We start from the raw sequence: 14,594 nt of genomic DNA, 5'->3' as shown, positions 1-14,594 counted from the left end.
CAGCGTGCTCTGTTCATTACATTGATGCCATCAAAAAATAAGTAAAGTTCGTGCTGCTCAGCTTCGGTTCAGGCAATGCTTCATTGATCAGTTTCGTCAGTTTTTCATTAAACTGAGAACGTCCCTTGGCTGTTTTCAACTCTTCTGGCTGTGCATCCGCAAAAGTCTGAACAATAATTGGTTTTACGGTAATTTCTTTAATTTTCTCGAAATCTTCTTTTGCTGTAGCGTCATCCAGTTTAAAAGCCAGGTTGACTTGTACGATATGATTGGTGTCTGCCAAATTGGTTTTGATGTCGGTAATCTCGGAAGTAACTTCGACAATTTCATCGGCAGTCATCTTTTTGGCTTCAGCAGCCGAAGCTACGTCTGTTTCAGCTTTGTTACCCGTCTGTCCTTGCATAAATACAAACACAACCACGACAATGAGTGTTATGGCAAGCAAAATCGTTGCCAGCCAGGGCATCATCTTTTTCATCAGGATTCCTCCGTTTGCTGCACTTTGATAGTGGCTGCCTGAACCCCGATTTCACGGTTGTACACTTTGATTTTGGAAATGACCTCATCTGCCTTTTCAAGGACAATCAGTCTCTTTCCTGTTACCAGAGTAATATACGTATCCGGCGTTTCTTCTACAATCTCTACCATTAGTGCATTTAACCACATGGGAGAACCATTTAACCGCGTTACCGAAATCATGCTAAGCCCCCTCTCGATCAATGTGGAGGAGCTCGCTCCTCCACGAATTAAAGCTTTCTAATCAGTTATTAACGTTTCAGGTTAACAACTTCCTGAAGCACTTCATCGGATGTAGTGATGATCCGTGAGTTCGCCTGGAAACCACGTTGAGCGACGATCATCTCCGTAAATTCTCCCGTCAAGTCCACATTGGACATTTCTAACTGACCTGTAATAATGGCGCCAGTTCCTTCCTCTCCATCATTGGCAGTTAAAATCTCCAATTCACCATCTTCATTGGCATTAGCTGTCATCCTATAAAGGTTACCCCCCATCTTCTCTAACCCTTCTGGATTGACTACCTTTCCTATACCAATTTGCGCCCCTGCATTCAAAGTTCCGTCCCCGAGAGTTTCGGTAATGATGCCATCTTGTCCAATAGTAAATGAAACAGCATCTTCGCCAATTGTGATAGGATCACCGCCTGCATCAACTACGAAAAGCCCATCCGAAGTAACGAGGTTGCGAAGAGCATCAACATGGAAATCACCTGCACGTGTCAGATAGGGGACCTCCTGATCCTCACTCAATTTAACAAGAAAAAAACCATCTCCGTTAATTCTCAAATCTGTAGGATTATTTGTTGTTGTTGGACTTCCTGCTAAATGTAGTGTATCTATCGAACCTACCGAAACTCCTAATCCAATTTGTCTTGGATTCACCCCACCGTTAGCATCCGTTGGAGCAGTGGCTCCTCCAGTTGTTTGGCTCATGATATCTTTGAACATCACTCGACTTCCTTTAAAACCTACCGTATTCACATTGGCAATGTTATTACCGATGACGTCAAGTTTTGTTTGAAAGCCCCGCATGCCGGAAACGCCTGAATACATTGATTTCAACATAATTGAAAAGCCTCCCAAATCTACTAGATTACCGCATCAATCGGTCAGCGGCATTCCGGCTCCCATTTAGGGCCAGCCGTTTAAGGAATAATAACAGCACTGTCAATTTGTGTAAAAACATTATCTTTCATGCTTTCACTATCCATAGCTGTGACTACAGTTCTATTTTTAACATTTACAATGAAAGCCATATCCTGCATCAATATTAGTGATTCCTTAGCTCCTTTGGCAGCTGCCTTATCAAGCGCCGTTCCAATCTGCTCCATTTGTTCACTTTTTAATTTGATGCCACGCTGTTCTAGCCTTTTCAGTGCGTGATTACTCAGCTTCAGGAGATTATCCTCAAGCATTTGAGCAAAAGGTTTCTCCCCAGTACTTGATAATTCAGCGCTTTTGTTTGCTCTATGAATTAAACTTGGTGAAGTTGGCCCTGAATACAACCGACCTACCGTTATTCGCTCGTTCATATTAAATTTCCTTGCTCAGCAGTTTGATTATCTCCTAATTGTGGATCTTCATTGTTAGAGACTTCTGAGTCAACGGGACTTTCATCAGCTTCTTCTGATTTAACTTTATTCACCTGAATAATTTCTTCCAATTTAATTTCATCATTACCAACTTTTGCGTATTGAACGCCATCTCTTACAATTATTGAATCAACAACGCCCTGCCGTATGTTAGTACCGTTCGACTCATCCCCAGTAATCCAACTGACTTCCATTCCGATCATGCTAGAGATACTGCCTAAAGACTGATTTAACATTTTTAATTGCGATGAAATGTTAACCAATTGCTCAACAGAGCTGAACTGCGCCATTTGAGCAATGAATTCTTTGTCTTCCATAGGCTGCATAGGATCTTGATTTCGAAGTTGAGTAATTAAAATTTTCAGAAATTGGTCTTTACCTAAGTCCTTACTCGCTGTAGTTGTTGTGGCTTTATTTGCAGCTGAATAGTTAGGCCATGTGTTATTCGTCGATACAATTTCATTAGCCATATTATCACCTCGTCCCCAATTAAGCTTCTGCTGTAAAGGAATCCCTTACCATACTCTCTTCTTCATGATCACTGCGCCAATTACGCAACTCTTCTTGTATACTTGCCGTTGCTATAGCTTCTTCAGAGTGTTCTTCACGTTCACGAGAACGTCTTTGTTGCTGGGATTGACCACCAGACTGACGGCCTCCATCTTGATACATCTGAGATCCGAGAGAACTATTCTGAGTCACTTCAATTCGCTCCACTTGAATACCTTGTGATTGAAGTGAAGTACGAAGCTGCATGATTTGCTGCTCCAATAAATCCTTAGCCATCGTATGTTCTGTCATAAAACGCGCAACCATGTGGCCATTTTGCATCGAAATTTGAACATCTAATTTCCCTAAATGCTCAGGTCGCAATGATATAATCGCTTCTGATAGGCCATTTTTTTGAACAATATCCAACTTCCCAACTACGAATTGAGTCATTTCTTTAGCGAAGTTTGAAGCTTGCATTACGGGTTCTGCAGCTTTGAGCACTTTAGTACCAGAAGTTCTCAGCGAAAGTTCTCCTGCAGTAATGATTCCCTGATCATTTTCTCCATCAAAAATCTCACTTGTCCCAGTTTCAAGATCATTGTGTGGATTTGGAGGCTGTGAACTCACCAGTCTGATTTGTTCAAATTTCTCTATATGATTAGATGTTTTATGCTCTGCATCTGCCTCTGAACTTAAAAGAGAGTTTAACATTTTCCAACCTTCATTAGTGCTAACATCCATACCTGAATCTTTTAATTGATTCTGTATTTGTTGGATTAAATGTCTAAATTCAGTTTGCTCTTTGATTCCTGATACCTTAGGCTCTCTAACAATTGTTATAATCTGCGTTAATGCATCTTGTAATACAAAGCGTGCCGCCGTTGGATGCTCCGACAAATCTAAATTTGATATTGAATTTGCATTCATAACTTCTGGATTGTCAGGGCTCTCTTTTTGCATTCCATTAAGCAGAGAATAGATTTGTTGAATTAAGACCTGTAGATTTTGGAGCATTTCCGGATTATTCTCAAAAACTGAATCCAATGATTCATGATCAGAGAAAATCGAATCTACTATTTTGATTAATGTATCTCCTTCGTCTTCATTTGAAATAAGTGAGAATAAAGTGTTTCCGCCTTCTAAGGTTAAAGAAGAAGTTGGGGCTTTCTCCATTTCACCATTCATTGATTTTGACAAAGACTGCCCAAAAACATCTGATGCTCCAGTTACAGCTTTCCCTTTTGCTCCGATTCCTTGTGATGCAGACACAGCTGCAGATGGGGAATTCACCTGATTAACCATCGACATCTTTTCACCTCCTTTCAGTAAACGTTATTACTTATTTCCCATTAACCGGTTTAAGATTTTCGCCGTTTCAGCTGAATTCTCTGTAGACATATTCTCAAGTAATTGTGAGCGCGTTGCATCGTCTACCGAATTCAAAATGGTCAAAGTTTTATCTGGACTGAGTTTATACGTCTCTAGCAGCAATTTTGCGCCGCTTGAGGCTGACATTGAAGAGAACGTTTGGCTAAGCTGGGTTTTGTCCAGGTTTTTCGAATTGGTAGTAGACGTCGTTGTGGTCGCAGCCGTTTCTTTCTTCAATCTGGATTGCAACGCATCGAGTGCCAGATCTCCGGATGGTTTTGCATCCTTCATCATCATCGTGACATCTGCCGCCGTTTTCGGATCCATTTTCTCCAATACTTTCGTACGCGCAGTCGACTGCATCGCACTTAGAAGAAGCACCATTTCTTCATTAGTCATGTTCTGTAATATAGGCGCCGCTTTGCTTGGACTCATATCCGCATACATTTTGGCCAAATCCTTAATCTGTTTCTGATAATCAGACTCGCTCTCCGGAACCTCAGCGGCTGCAGCTTCAGCTGCTTTTTCCGTTTCATCCAATTTCGCTTGCAGATCACTTGCCTTTTTTGCTTCAGTCGTAGCAGCCTCTTTTGCTGCCTGGAGCTCAGTTTCTTTAGCCGCTACCTGTGACTTCAACTTTTCAATTGTCGCTTCAGCACTTTCCACTTGCTTTTCGCTTTCGTCCAGCTTTTCCTTTTCTGGATCCAGTACAGGATCAGGCACCCAATCCTTGACTACCGGAATTTTGTTAGCTAGCTCAAGCATGTTATTGCGTATATCTACATTAAATAAGGTGAGCAGCACACCGAGCAGTACGACGGTGAAGACAATGGGGATCGAAATCATTAGAAACTTTTCCCAACCGCTACCTGATTCTTTCTCGATATCTGTGTCTTTAACAGCCATTATTCCATTCCTCCTTCACGAGACAACTTCGCTTGCGAAGCCCATCAGATTGCGCGTCCGGCCTTTGCAGCGAAGCGTACAGTAGCCATCTCGTCCAGATCGTTCTGTTCCCGGAGGAGCATCTCCTGCTGAAATTTGATTTTGGCTTTGTCTCTCGCTTCAAGCCACACTTTTTCATCAACCATCTTACCGTTCAAGAACGTCTGATTTCGCTGCACATTGACCTGAGCGTGTTTAACATCCGTATTCTTTTTGGTGATGCACTCATCCAGATGATACACGTATCGCTGCATTTCTTGCAGACTGGATACAGAAGCAGTGCTCTCCGTTGCGGATTGAATGACACGAATCAGTTCGTTTTTATCATTCATAAGTTGTAAAAGGTGTTCTTCTTCTGTTTGAAGTTTGCCGATTGCTGTGGATAACATCCACTCCGCTTGTGTTTTTTCATTGCTCTTCAGGTCAACTACCTTTTGGAAATGATACCGAAATTTCATCGTTTAACCTTTCATCTCCTTGCAAATTCAAGAATCAAACGTTCCTGCACTTCACTCAGTGTTACTTTTTCATCCACTTTTTGCTTGGTAAAGTTCCATATGCTTTCGATCTGATCCATCGCTTCATCAATAGCTGCATTCGACCCTCTTTGATAAGCCCCAATGTTGATAAGATCTTCCGATTCCTTGTACACGGCCATCAATCGCTTCATATTATTAACGGCTTCCAGCTGCTCTTCAGGCGCGATATCTTTCATGACACGACTTATGCTCGCTAACACATCGATTGCAGGGAAATGTCCTTTGTTCGCGATGGACCGATTCAGCACAATGTGACCGTCCAGAATCCCCCTAACCGCATCTGCTATCGGTTCATTCATATCGTCACCATCAACGAGTACCGTGTAAAATGCTGTTATGGAACCGGTTGGTCCAGTTCCCGCACGTTCCAGCAATTTAGGCAAACTCGCAAATACGGAAGGTGTGTAACCTCTCATCGCTGGAGGTTCACCCACAGCAAGTCCAACTTCCCTTTGAGCCATGGCATAACGAGTAACGGAATCCATCATCAACATGACATTCATGCCTCTGTCCCTGAAATATTCCGCTATCGTGGTGGCAATGACTGCCCCCTTAATTCGAATTAATGCCGGTTGATCTGAAGTTGCGACTATGACGACCGAACGCTCCAGCCCTTCCGGCCCAAGATCACGTTCAATAAAATCACGAACCTCACGTCCCCGTTCACCTACAAGGGCTATAACATTCACATCAGCGGCCGTATTACGGGCAATCATGCCCATCAATGTACTTTTACCAACACCCGATCCGGCAAAAATACCCACCCGCTGACCTTTACCAACAGTCAACAGACCATCAATTGCTCTAACGCCTACACCCATAGTTTCCAGTACACGCGGTCGTTCCATCGGATTCACAGGTTTATTCGATGTAGAGAACATCGGCATCCTTGAAGGCAGCAGCGATCCATCCAGAGGTTGACCAAGTCCATCAAGCACTTTGCCCAGCAGCTCTGAACCCACCTGAACTCCAAGCGGCTTCCCGGTACCTACGACATCGCACCCCGGACCAATCGATTGCAATTCACCCAAAGGCATCAGCAGCACCTTGTTATCCCGGAAACCAACGACTTCTGCTTGAATCGGCTTCTCTGATTTCCCCGGGTAGATGTAGCATACGTCACCGATACTTGCGTCAGGACCTTCGGATTCAACCATCAGCCCGATAACCTGTGTGACCTTACCATTAACCCGAACAGGATCAAATTGGCGTAAGTGCTCCATGTAACGCTGTGAACTAAGAACCTTCATGTTGATTTTTTCGCCCCTCATCCTCAAGTGCTATGCGGACCAGTTCTTTTTTTATTTCAGAAAGTTGTGTATCAATACGGGCATCCACGCTTCCAAAAGACGAGCGAATGACACACCCTTTGTCTTTTACCGTTGCATCCGGCAATATTTGAAGTTCGGCTTGTGAGTCGATGGATAAAGACAACTCTTCACGCGCAGCTTGTACAAAAGCAAACTGTTCTGGAGCTACACACAAGGCAATCATTCCTTGTTCACGTTTCCGTGCGAGGTTCTGCCGGATCAATTCGAGAGTATGCTCTGGTTCAACAGTGAGCTGCTTATCAATAACCTTCTCTGCAATTCCGCATGCCAGCTCTACAAGGAAAGGCTCTGCTTCCTGAATAATTTGATCTTTCGCTACATAAGCCTCTTGCAGTACTTCCTGTGCTTCTTTCATCATCTGTTCGATCTGCACTTGGAGATCCAGTTCAGCTTGTACTTTGCCTTCATCAAAACCCTGCTGAAAACCTTGTGAGCGCATCGCTTCAATTAAATGTTCATCCTGCTGACGCTGTTCTTGCCACCAGCTATCGATCTGCTCACGGGCTTCTTTAAGCATGCGTTCCGCTTCCTCGGAAGCTTCGCGTACCTGCTTTTCTGCAAACTCCTTGGCATCCTCCAGCATCTCCGCAGTCAGACGTTTAGTTTCTTCGTCTACACGAGCCTGTAACGCCTCTGTCTCTGCACCTTCTACTTCACTATCTGTTCCGTCAGCTTCAGGACCACCATAATGATGATGATTTTCAAGGCGTTTGCGGTCATCAACCGGCACATACTGGAAAGATTTAATCAAATTAGACAATGATATCATCTCCTCCGCCGCGAGCGATAATGATCTCACCAGCTTCTTCCAGTCTGCGGATCGTTCCTACGATACGAGTCTGGGCTTCTTCCACATCACGCAACCGAACAGGCCCCATGAATTCCATTTCTTCCTTGAATGTCTCGGACATCCGTTTGGACATGTTGCGGAACACTGCATCGCGAACTTCCTCGCTCGCCACTTTGAGTGCAAGCTGCAAGTCTGCGTTGTCGATATCGCGGATGATACGTTGAATGGAACGATCGTCCACGTTGACAATATCTTCGAATACAAACATGCGTTTTTTGATTTCTTCGGCAAGTTCCGGATCCTGAATTTCCAGAGAATCCAAAATGGTGCGTTCTGTACCCCGGTCGACCCCATTCAAAATCTGTACGATCGACTCGATGCCGCCTGCATTTGTATAATCCTGTGTAACCGTTGACGACAACTTTTGTTCCAATACACGTTCCACCTGAGAGATAACCTCAGGGGATGTGCTGTCCATGACAGCGACTCTTCGTGCAACATCAGCCTGCTTCTCCTGAGGCAATGAGGATAGAATTGCTGCTGCCTGCTCGAATTGCAGATAGGATAGTACCAAGGCAATCGTCTGCGGACTTTCGTTTTGAATAAAGTTTAATATTTGGTTTGGATCCGCTTTGCGTGCAAAGTCAAATGGTCTCACCTGCAGCGTAGCTGTCAAACGATTAATAACTTCAAGTGCTTTTTGCGATCCAAGTGCTTTCTCCAATATTTCTCTTGCGTAAGTAATACCGCCCTGAGAGATGTATTCCTGAGCCAGACAGATCTGATGAAACTCCGCCATAATCATATCTTTTTCGGAAGCATCTACTTTACGAACATTGGCAATCTCCAATGTTAATTGTTCAATCTCCTCATCACGCAGATGTTTGAAGATTTGTGCCGACACTTCCGGACCTAGTGTAATCAACAAAATTGCTGCTTTTTGTCTTCCAGTCAAACCTTGACTGCTTGCCTTTGCCAATACGTCCACCTCTATTCGTCAGCCAGCCACGTACGCAGCAGATTGACGAATTCGTCTGGCTTTTTCTTCGCCAAACTCTCCAATTGTTTGCGCACTTGGCTTTCGTTCGTTACACTGTCCAACGTAATGGACGGGAACTCTGTTGCTACTGGGAGAGGAATCTCTTCTTCTTCCTCTTCGTTTTGTTTGCGTCGACGGCGTACGAGGAGGATAACGACTGCTGCGATTAACGCGGCCACCAATGCTCCTACGCCCCACATCATACCTGTTGATAGCTGGAATCCTGTTTCTGCAGCGGCTGCAGTCTGGAAACCTTGGGATATAACCGAAACTTTTTTGGTCAGATCAGCGTCTGTAATTACATTACCTGAATCTGCAAGTGAAGCACGAACGATATTCACCAAAATATTTTCAATTGCATCCTGGACAGGTTGTTGTAATTCTGTTTGTCCTTCAGGTGGTTCAACAGCTACGTTAATGGTTAAATCTTTTACAGTATAAGGACTAGAAATGATATCTTTGGCAATTCGATTGACTTCATAGTTTACAGTGCTTGATGATTCCTCAGAAGTAGAATTCCCCGTTGCATCCGCTGAAGGATACCCAGGAACTTCTTCTTGACCGGTACCTGCGACACCTCCTGTTGGAGTACTCGCACCTGTATAACTCTTTTGAATCTCCTGGACACTGATTTCGATGCCCTTCATGTTCTCTTCATCCACTGGTGTAACCAGATTCTCTTTGCTTGTCACTTTATCGAAGTTAAGCTTGGAAGCAACGAGTACATTTACTTTGTCTTCGCCTACGATTTGAGACAGAAACTGTTTTACATTGTTGCGTACGTCATTTTCGAACTTCTTCTGCAAAGCCATGTTTTCCTGGACTTCGGAAGATAATCCACCACTGCCTCCACGGGCAGTTGGAATCAACTCGGCTTCGTCCGTGTTGGTGATCGTAATATTTTCAATCGGCAGGTTGGGAATAGCAGTTTTCACCAAGTTAAAGTATCCATCCACCGCTGCCTGATTCGGGTGATATCCCGGTTTAAACTGCAAAGCTACGGAAGCGGATGCTTTGTCTTGCTCTTCCAGGCCGGCAAAGATATTATCTTTCGGCATATTGACCAAGACTTTTGCATCTTGAATACCCTGCATGCGCTGGAGTAACTGTTCGACTTCTCCGTTAATGGCATTGTTGTATTTAACATCGAATTCCTTGTCTGTCATCCCGATCGGCGATGAAGACTCCTCAAATGATTTATATCCCAATGAACCATTCTGAATAATCCCTTGTGATCCTATGTTGACTTTTGCAAGTGCAACATCCGTGCTTGGTACCGATATGGTTTTCCCGTCTGCGCTTAATTTGTAGGGGATATTGGATGAATCCAGGTAGCTAATGACTCCTGCTGAGTCACTGGAATTCAAATCAGTAAATGCCACTTCATATTCTGTTTTGGACAGCTGCATAGTTAGTACAACCGCTGCCAGAATTAAAAATAAAAAGGTGGAAACCAGTAAAACTTTCTGTTTTTTGCTGAAGCTATTCCAATACTGGGTTGCTTTATCCCTGTACTGGGCGATTCTCTCATTCACTCTGTCACCCCATCCGAAACTTTGCTTAGTCTGTCCCAAGCCATCAAAGTACCTCTATTACTAAAGTACGAGATTTGCCTCAGGAGCAGCATCGCAGCTGCTTGTTGTAATGATCAGCGCTGGTATCGAAGCGCAATCATGCTCTTTTTACATTTGCGTACGCATAATTTCTTGATACGCTTCGACTACTTTGTTCCGGACTTGCGACGTGAGCTGCAGACTCAACAGGGCCTGTTCTGAAGCGATCATTACCTGATCCACGTTCACATTACCCAATAGAAATTGATTGGACATTTCATGTGCCTGAGTCTCCTGTGTTGCCACGGACCCTAATGCCTCTTGTAAGTATGTACCGAAGCTCTGAATGGTTTCGGCTGGTGTTGATGTTTTGCTAACGGAAGCATTTTGCATCTGCAACGGTTGAACTACCTGTGTGTTAAACATGTTGTTCTGAATCATCAATGTCTCCCCTTTATCCCATTATTCATGTTAAAAATCTCATTGACATTACCGTAATCTATCTTCCGATCTCTAAAGCTTTTGTTATCATTGCTTTGGTTGAATTTAGCGCCGTTACGTTTGCCTCGTAGGACCGAGAAGCTGATATCATGTCAACCATCTCTTTCGCAATATCCACATTTGGCATATACACATACCCTTCAGCGTTGGCATCTGGATGAGAAGGATCATATACAGGTTTCAAAGGTGATTGATCTTCACGAATCTCTGATACTCTAACTCCCTCACCCGAGGACTTATTCCCCATCTGATTCTGGAGGATACTGCTAAACGAAGCTTTGTTTGGTTCGAGAACTACCATTTTTCTTTTGTAGGGAACGGCCTCGCCATTGGATACACTGGCGCGAGTCGTCTCAGCATTAGCGATGTTTGATGATATTACGTCCATCCTCAAGCGTTGGGCTGTAAGGGCCGATGAGCTAATGTCAAAACTATTACTAATATTCACCTAAGTTATCTCCCTTCTACTCCAACACGCATCATTTTAATCTGTTCATTCACTTGTTGAATATAAGCGTTGTAACGCAACTGGTTCTCCGCCAGAAGGCTCATTTCTTTGTCGATATCGACATTATTCTGGTTATTATTCATGGATGTCGAATGATCCATTGTTACTACAGGAGTAGGAACGGAAGAGGAAGGTCCTATGACAAAATGCCTTGAGTCCGTTACTTTCCCCTTAAGAACTGGCATATCTCCATCCGTTTGCTGCTTTAAAATTTTTTCAAAAGATACGTCAGAACGCTTGTAGTACGGGGTGTCTGCATTCGCAATGTTGTCTGCAATCGTTTGTTGTCTAGTGTTGGACGCATCGAGTGCACCTTGTAATCTTTTAAAGCTAATATCATTCAAAAGATTCACGTTTTCCCTCCTCTCCTTAGAAATTATGGGAAAAGATTCAACCTTTTCCCTTTAAATCGCTTATGTTTTTCGACAAAAACATTCGCCTTTTCGCGTTTTTCTAGGACTTAAGTAGAATTAACTCTGATGTTGTCGTATAACATAAGTTTCTTCGAGATTGGCATTTATTACAATAAGAAAAAAGCCCTATCTTTTCTGAAAGACAAGGCTTTTTGTGTATTTTCTGCAAATTATGAATTTTTTCGCAAATATCGAGGCCCATATCATTTTTTAGTTCACATATACAAAACATACGTTTATACATTTTTAAAATTTTGACCAGGTTCTCCCTTTACTTTTATAAACCTGTATGCTGGATAAAATTCATTTATGGGAATATTTCACTTAATTGAGTTAGCAATATTTGCCGTTACAATAAGCTTTTTAGTAACTTACATTCTATAGTTAGAGTCCCTACAAACTAAATAATTGACTTCCCTAAGTTGTTTCCTTAATGGTTCACCTACAAATTAGACAACACTTTTTTAACAATTAAATTTTCCATTAAATATGGAAGTCAACGAAAATGTTTTACTACATCAGCGTATTACTCTGATAGAATTTTTGCGCATTTGCGCAATATTTGTCGGCAAGGTCATTAAACTGATAACCAGACTTGGATAAAACATACAACCTTATATTGGAAGCTGTTCCACCTGCAAACATGAACTTTTTCGAGTTCTTACGACCTCGAATCCTAACAACTGCGGCAAAAGTCCTATTTTTTCCCTACCTTAAAATGTAACTTCAATCTTTTTATCGGCTTATCAATAGAAATCCATTAGCCGGGAACAAAAAAAGGCAGCATTCATCTGCCATAAAAATAAGCAATCACCAACCGATCAGGATTATTCCTTCAACAGTAGTTCAACTTATTTCTATTAAACAGTGAATACCACCATTAAACTTCAATATCATCAAGTTCTTCTGAATACCGTGAAAAGTCTTATTACAGAATATATTGACTCAGGTCACGATCCTGAGCAATATCGTTCAGTTTCTCTCGCACATACTCCGGAGTAATCACCATTCGCTCCAGCGTGAGCTCAGGAGCCTCATAGGACAGATCCTCAAGGAGTTTCTCAAGAATAGTATGCAGACGCCTAGCGCCAATATTCTCCGTATTTTGGTTTACGGATTCAGCAAGCTTGGCAATCTCACGAATAGCCTCATCCGAGAATTCGATTTCAATATTTTCAGTACGCAGCAAGTCGACATATTGTTTTGTCAACGCATTTTGAGGTTCGGTCAAGATTGATACGAATTCCTCCAGAGATAGGCTATTCAGCTCAACCCGAATTGGGAAACGTCCTTGAAGCTCGGGGATCAGATCCGAAGGTTTGGCCACATGGAACGCTCCAGCCGCCATAAACAGAATATAATCGGTTTTGACAGGTCCGTACTTGGTCATCACAGTAGAACCTTCCACGATAGGCAAAATGTCCCGCTGCACCCCTTCACGAGATACATCCGGTCCGCTGCCACGTCCCTGGCTGGCCACCTTATCAATTTCGTCAATAAAAATGATACCCGTCTGTTCAGCTCTGCGAATGGACTCTTGCGTAACGTCATCCATATCGATCAGCTTGCCTGCTTCTTCCTGGATCAGGACTTTACGAGCTTCTTTGATCGCCAGCTTGCGTTTTTTGGTACGTCGCGGCAGCAGGCTTCCAAACATCTCCTGCATATTCATACCCATCTGGTCATTTCCCTGCCCAGCAAACATATCCATCATATTCGGAGCCGTATCCTCAACATCAATCTCGATAATGTCTTCTTCCAGTTTACCGGATAACAAGTCGAATTTGATCTTGCGACGCCGCTCTGCGACATTGGTGTCCGGTTCTGGTTCTTCCTGCTCGGGCGTATTGTTTCCGTTATTGCCAAATATCATTTCAAACGGGTTACGTTGATTTTTGGACTTGGATTGGGAAGGAGCCAGGATATGTACGATACGTTCATTGGCAGCTTCTTCAGCCTTGTCTTTTACCTTTTCGGTGCGTTCCAGCTTAACCATCCGCATGGAGGTTTCAATCAGGTCACGGATCATGGATTCCACATCACGACCAACATAACCCACTTCCGTGAATTTCGTTGCCTCTACCTTAACAAAAGGGGCTCCCACCAGTTTAGCCAGACGGCGGGCAATTTCCGTTTTACCAACACCTGTCGGTCCAATCATCAATATGTTTTTAGGGACAATATCATCCTGCGTATGCTCTGGCAAAAGGCTGCGGCGATATCGATTGCGCAAGGCAACAGCCACCGATTTTTTGGCCTGTTTCTGACCCACAATATACTTATCAAGCTCTGCAACAATTTGTCTTGGTGTTAACGCTTGTGTTTGCATTTCGCTTCCCTCCTACCAGTCTACTTAAAAATCCTGCATAGAAATATGTTATCAAAATTAGGGATAACCCCGCAAATTGATAGGAATAGCCCTAACGGCCATGCTCTATGTTTCAGTTTGCGGGGTTATCTTACAGTTCTTCTACAATGATATTATTGTTGGTATACACACATAACTCTGCTGCAACCTGCAGCGACTCACGGGCAATGTCCTTAGCTTCCAGGTTAGTTGCATGACGTTTTAATGCACGTGCAGCAGACAGAGCGAAGTTCCCACCAGAACCGATCGCAATGACATCATCATCCGGCTCAATGATTTCGCCTCCGCCAGAGATAAGCAGCATTCCTGTCTTATCCATAACGATAAGAAGCGCTTCGAGCTTGCGCAGAATGCGATCCTGCCGCCAGTCCTTGGCAAGCTCCACCGCGGCACGTTGCAGATTTCCATGATGCTCTTCCAGCTTACCCTCAAACTTTTCGAATAGTGTAATGGCATCCGCTACTGAACCGGCAAAACCAGCTACAACCTGTCCGCGGTATAGACGTCTTACTTTTTTGGCCGTATTTTTCATCACAACGCTTTGTCCCATGGTCACCTGACCATCTCCGGCAATCGCTGCCTTGCCATTATGACGAACTGCACAGATCGTTGTAGCATGAAATGACATATCCATGAT

17 protein-coding genes are annotated in these 14,594 nt (G+C 43.4%); all 17 read right to left on the bottom strand.

What is annotated here, in order from left to right:
- Positions 1 to 16: 16 nt before the first annotated feature.
- The 17 genes from F4V51_RS11080 to hslV all read right to left on the bottom strand — a co-directional run bounded on the left by F4V51_RS11080 (position 17) and on the right by hslV (position 14,591).
- Positions 17 to 478: a flagellar basal body-associated FliL family protein gene (locus F4V51_RS11080; protein ID WP_153978002.1), complete on the bottom strand. Its 462-nt coding sequence runs from the start codon at positions 476 to 478 to the stop codon at positions 17 to 19.
- Entirely contained in the window at positions 478 to 699 is a 222-nt protein-coding gene (locus F4V51_RS11075) for a flagellar FlbD family protein (protein WP_153978001.1), read from the bottom strand. Before F4V51_RS11075 ends, F4V51_RS11080 begins: the two co-directional genes overlap by 1 nt.
- A gap of 68 nt (positions 700 to 767) precedes the next feature.
- On the bottom strand, positions 768 to 1,583 hold the full coding sequence (gene flgG, locus F4V51_RS11070) for a flagellar basal body rod protein FlgG (protein WP_110822614.1): 816 nt from the start codon (positions 1,581 to 1,583) through the stop codon (positions 768 to 770).
- Positions 1,584 to 1,663: 80 nt separating this feature from the next.
- A complete protein-coding gene (locus F4V51_RS11065; protein ID WP_153978000.1) occupies positions 1,664 to 2,050 on the bottom strand; it encodes a TIGR02530 family flagellar biosynthesis protein in 387 nt (128 codons plus the stop codon).
- Entirely contained in the window at positions 2,047 to 2,580 is a 534-nt protein-coding gene (locus F4V51_RS11060) for a flagellar hook capping FlgD N-terminal domain-containing protein (RefSeq protein WP_153977999.1), read from the bottom strand. Before F4V51_RS11060 ends, F4V51_RS11065 begins: the two co-directional genes overlap by 4 nt.
- A gap of 19 nt (positions 2,581 to 2,599) precedes the next feature.
- Positions 2,600 to 3,910: a flagellar hook-length control protein FliK gene (locus tag F4V51_RS11055; RefSeq protein ID WP_153977998.1), complete on the bottom strand. Its 1,311-nt coding sequence runs from the start codon at positions 3,908 to 3,910 to the stop codon at positions 2,600 to 2,602.
- 27 nt (positions 3,911 to 3,937) lie between these two features.
- Positions 3,938 to 4,876 carry a MotE family protein gene (locus F4V51_RS11050; RefSeq protein WP_153977997.1) on the bottom strand — a complete coding sequence of 313 codons (939 nt, stop codon included), beginning with the start codon at positions 4,874 to 4,876 and terminating at the stop codon, positions 3,938 to 3,940.
- A 44-nt stretch (positions 4,877 to 4,920) separates the two neighbouring features.
- On the bottom strand, positions 4,921 to 5,373 hold the full coding sequence (gene fliJ / locus F4V51_RS11045) for a flagellar export protein FliJ (protein WP_153977996.1): 453 nt from the start codon (positions 5,371 to 5,373) through the stop codon (positions 4,921 to 4,923).
- 11 nt (positions 5,374 to 5,384) lie between these two features.
- Positions 5,385 to 6,704 (bottom strand): flagellar protein export ATPase FliI, encoded by a 1,320-nt coding sequence (fliI, locus tag F4V51_RS11040; RefSeq protein ID WP_095287830.1) that lies wholly within the window; start codon positions 6,702 to 6,704, stop codon positions 5,385 to 5,387.
- Positions 6,691 to 7,545 carry a FliH/SctL family protein gene (locus tag F4V51_RS11035; RefSeq protein WP_153977995.1) on the bottom strand — a complete coding sequence of 285 codons (855 nt, stop codon included), beginning with the start codon at positions 7,543 to 7,545 and terminating at the stop codon, positions 6,691 to 6,693. The genes fliI and F4V51_RS11035 overlap by 14 nt, the downstream gene beginning before the upstream one ends.
- A complete protein-coding gene (fliG, locus tag F4V51_RS11030; protein ID WP_095287832.1) occupies positions 7,538 to 8,554 on the bottom strand; it encodes a flagellar motor switch protein FliG in 1,017 nt (338 codons plus the stop codon). The genes F4V51_RS11035 and fliG overlap by 8 nt, the downstream gene beginning before the upstream one ends.
- A gap of 11 nt (positions 8,555 to 8,565) precedes the next feature.
- A complete protein-coding gene (gene fliF / locus F4V51_RS11025; RefSeq protein WP_153977994.1) occupies positions 8,566 to 10,149 on the bottom strand; it encodes a flagellar basal-body MS-ring/collar protein FliF in 1,584 nt (527 codons plus the stop codon).
- Between the two features lie 147 nt (positions 10,150 to 10,296).
- Positions 10,297 to 10,608, bottom strand: coding sequence for a flagellar hook-basal body complex protein FliE (fliE, locus tag F4V51_RS11020; protein ID WP_127536266.1), 312 nt, complete (start codon positions 10,606 to 10,608; stop codon positions 10,297 to 10,299).
- A 58-nt stretch (positions 10,609 to 10,666) separates the two neighbouring features.
- Entirely contained in the window at positions 10,667 to 11,116 is a 450-nt protein-coding gene (gene flgC / locus F4V51_RS11015) for a flagellar basal body rod protein FlgC (protein WP_153977993.1), read from the bottom strand.
- Between the two features lie 5 nt (positions 11,117 to 11,121).
- Positions 11,122 to 11,529, bottom strand: a complete 408-nt coding sequence (flgB, locus tag F4V51_RS11010) for a flagellar basal body rod protein FlgB (RefSeq protein ID WP_153977992.1) — start codon at positions 11,527 to 11,529, stop codon at positions 11,122 to 11,124.
- Positions 11,530 to 12,517: 988 nt separating this feature from the next.
- Positions 12,518 to 13,918 (bottom strand): ATP-dependent protease ATPase subunit HslU, encoded by a 1,401-nt coding sequence (gene hslU / locus F4V51_RS11005; RefSeq protein ID WP_153977991.1) that lies wholly within the window; start codon positions 13,916 to 13,918, stop codon positions 12,518 to 12,520.
- 130 nt (positions 13,919 to 14,048) lie between these two features.
- Positions 14,049 to 14,591 (bottom strand): ATP-dependent protease subunit HslV, encoded by a 543-nt coding sequence (gene hslV, locus F4V51_RS11000; protein WP_095287838.1) that lies wholly within the window; start codon positions 14,589 to 14,591, stop codon positions 14,049 to 14,051.
- Positions 14,592 to 14,594: the final 3 nt, after the last annotated feature.

Source organism: Paenibacillus xylanilyticus, from assembly GCF_009664365.1.
In the GTDB taxonomy this organism is placed as follows: domain Bacteria; phylum Bacillota; class Bacilli; order Paenibacillales; family Paenibacillaceae; genus Paenibacillus; species Paenibacillus xylanilyticus_A.
The sequence above is the reverse complement of the archived record's forward strand: the minus strand, read 5'-3'. Positions and strand labels throughout refer to the sequence as shown.

Bases quoted from the DNA above. Each gene is read 5' to 3' on its own strand.
- F4V51_RS11075 (WP_153978001.1), bottom strand. From the start codon at position 699: ATGATTTCGGTAACGCGGTTAAATGGTTCTCCCATGTGGTTAAATGCA.
- fliI (WP_095287830.1), bottom strand. From the start codon at position 6,704: ATGAAGGTTCTTAGTTCACAGCGTTACATGGAGCACTTACGCCAATTT.
- F4V51_RS11050 (WP_153977997.1), bottom strand. From the start codon at position 4,876: ATGGCTGTTAAAGACACAGATATCGAGAAAGAATCAGGTAGCGGTTGG.
- hslV (WP_095287838.1), bottom strand. From the start codon at position 14,591: ATGGATATGTCATTTCATGCTACAACGATCTGTGCAGTTCGTCATAAT.
- flgG (WP_110822614.1), bottom strand. From the start codon at position 1,583: ATGTTGAAATCAATGTATTCAGGCGTTTCCGGCATGCGGGGCTTTCAA.
- F4V51_RS11055 (WP_153977998.1), bottom strand. From the start codon at position 3,910: ATGTCGATGGTTAATCAGGTGAATTCCCCATCTGCAGCTGTGTCTGCA.
- F4V51_RS11065 (WP_153978000.1), bottom strand. From the start codon at position 2,050: ATGAACGAGCGAATAACGGTAGGTCGGTTGTATTCAGGGCCAACTTCA.
- fliJ (WP_153977996.1), bottom strand. From the start codon at position 5,373: ATGAAATTTCGGTATCATTTCCAAAAGGTAGTTGACCTGAAGAGCAAT.
- F4V51_RS11080 (WP_153978002.1), bottom strand. From the start codon at position 478: ATGAAAAAGATGATGCCCTGGCTGGCAACGATTTTGCTTGCCATAACA.
- fliE (WP_127536266.1), bottom strand. From the start codon at position 10,608: ATGATTCAGAACAACATGTTTAACACACAGGTAGTTCAACCGTTGCAG.
- hslU (WP_153977991.1), bottom strand. From the start codon at position 13,918: ATGCAAACACAAGCGTTAACACCAAGACAAATTGTTGCAGAGCTTGAT.
- F4V51_RS11060 (WP_153977999.1), bottom strand. From the start codon at position 2,580: ATGGCTAATGAAATTGTATCGACGAATAACACATGGCCTAACTATTCA.